Origin of the sequence: Mesorhizobium sp. M7A.F.Ca.US.014.04.1.1 (genome assembly GCF_003998745.1) — a bacterium.
GTDB lineage: Bacteria > Pseudomonadota > Alphaproteobacteria > Rhizobiales > Rhizobiaceae > Mesorhizobium > Mesorhizobium ciceri.
This window is the reverse complement of sequence record NZ_RZRW01000784.1, coordinates 1-2,112: the sequence shown is the minus strand read 5'-3', so window position 1 is coordinate 2,112 and position 2,112 is coordinate 1. Positions and strand designations below refer to the sequence as shown.

The window sequence follows — 2,112 nt, the reverse complement described above, 5'->3', positions numbered from 1 at the left end:
TTCCGAAAACGACGTGCCCCTCGCCGCCGTCAAGGCCGGCGATCGCCTGCGCATACGCCCCGGTGACGCCGTGCCGGTCGATGGCACGGTGCTGGAAGGACGGTCCTCGCTCGACGAATCGATGATCACGGGCGAGCCGTTGCCGGTCGAGAAGGTCGAGGGCGATGCGCTGACCGGCGGCACGCTCAACAAGAATGGTGCGCTGATCATGCGCGCTGAGAAGGTCGGCGCCGAGACGACGCTGGCGCGCATCGTCGAGCTCGTCGCCAAGGCGCAGCGCTCGCGCGCCCCGATCCAAGGGTTGGCTGATCGCGTTTCTTTCTACTTTGTCCCGGCCGTCGTCCTTGTCGCGATTGTCGCCTTCATCGCTTGGGCCGTGTTTGGACCCGAGCCCAGCCTGATCTTTGCCATCGTCTCGGCGGTGTCTGGGCTGTTACTCGCTTGTCCCTGTGCGCTCGGCCTCGCCACGCCGATGTCGATCATGACCGCCACCGGGCGCGGGGCGCATGCCGGCGTGCTGATCAAGGAAGCCGCAGCACTCGAACGCTTCGCTTCCGTCGACACGCTGATCGTCGACAAAACGGGGACGCTGACCGAAGGCCGGCCGAAGCTGACCGATGTCGTCACGGCAAACGGCTTTTCCGAAGACGAATTGCTGGCGCTTGCCGCGGGCCTGGAGAAAGGCTCGGAGCATCCGCTGGCTGAAGCCATCGTTGACGGCGCCGCTACGCGCGGCGTGACCGTTGCAGAGGCCAGCGGCTTCGAGGCGGTCACCGGGAAGGGTGTGTCCGGTTCGGTCTCGGGAAAGACGGTCGCGCTCGGGAACGCCGCGATGATGGCCGACCTTGGCGTCGACATCGCATCCATCTCGGCCAAGGCCGAGGCGCTGCAACTCGAAGGCAAGACGGCGATGTTCGTTGCTGTCGACAAAAAACTGGCCGGCATCGTCGCCGTCGCCGACCCTATCAAGACAACGACGGCCGAGGCGATCAAGGCGCTGCATGAAAGCGGCTTGCGGATCATCATGGCGACCGGCGACAATGAACGCACGGCCAACGCGATCGCCAGAAGCCTCGGCATCGACGAGGTCCGCGCCGGCCTGCTGCCGGAACAGAAGGCAGCCCTTGTCGAGGAACTGCGCGCAAAAGGCACCGGCGTTGCCATGGCCGGCGACGGCGTCAACGATGCACCGGCCCTTGCCGCCGCCGATGTCGGCATCGCCATGGGCACCGGCGCCGATGTCGCCGTCGAAAGCGCCGGCATCACCTTGGTCAAAGGCGACCTCAACGGCATCGTGCGGGCGCGCACGCTGGCTCAGGCGACGATCCGCAACATCCGCCAGAACCTGTTCTTTGCCTTCCTCTACAACGTGCTTGGCGTGCCGGTCGCCGCCGGCGTGCTCTATCCGCTCACCGGCACGCTGCTGTCGCCGATGCTGGCAGCGGCGGCGATGAGCCTGTCCTCGGTGTCGGTGATCGCAAACGCATTGCGGCTGAGAACATTGAAACTCTGATCCAAGCCCCCAAATACGAAACCCATCCAACAGGAGACCATGTATGACCTTCGCCAAAAAACTCGTGCTGCTGCTGATGGCGGCCGGAATGCTGGTTGCCGTCTTCCTCGAAAGCGTTCCGGCGCAGAGCGAAGAGATGAAACACGACATGGGCGCTATGGCGACGGACGCGACCAGTCCTTCGACGGAAGGCTACAAGGCGGCGATGGACAAGATGCATGCCGACATGATGGCGTCCGACTATACCGGCAATGCCGACGTCGATTTCGTCAGAGGCATGATCCCGCACCATCAGGGTGCGATCGACATGGCCAAGGTTGAACTTGCCAATGGCAAGGACCCGGAAATCCGCAAGCTGGCCGAAGGCGTCATCGCCGCGCAGGAAGCAGAGATCAAGCAGATGCAGGCCTGGCTCGCCGCCCATCCGGTGAAGTAAGTCTTCAGCCATCGCCAGCGCGGCGAGAACGCCTCTGGATTTATCGCCCAGCCTGTGATGCGATCCGGCCCCAACTGGAGCCCGCCATGCCACCGACCATCAGAACCACCAAACTGCCCTCCGGCGAAGCCGTTCAGGTGCTTGGCCAGGGCACATGGAAGAT

At 64.2% G+C, this 2,112-nt stretch carries 2 protein-coding genes; both read left to right on the top strand.

Annotation, left to right across the window (positions count from 1 at the left end):
- Nucleotides 1–1,513: copper-translocating P-type ATPase (locus EOA22_RS31430; RefSeq protein WP_164756103.1), on the top strand; the 1,513-nt coding region annotated here is incomplete at its 5' end.
- Between the two features lie 43 nt (nt 1,514–1,556).
- Nucleotides 1,557–1,949: a DUF305 domain-containing protein gene (locus tag EOA22_RS31425; protein WP_013528057.1), complete on the top strand. Its 393-nt coding sequence runs from the start codon at nt 1,557–1,559 to the stop codon at nt 1,947–1,949.
- Nucleotides 1,950–2,112 lie beyond the last annotated feature (163 nt).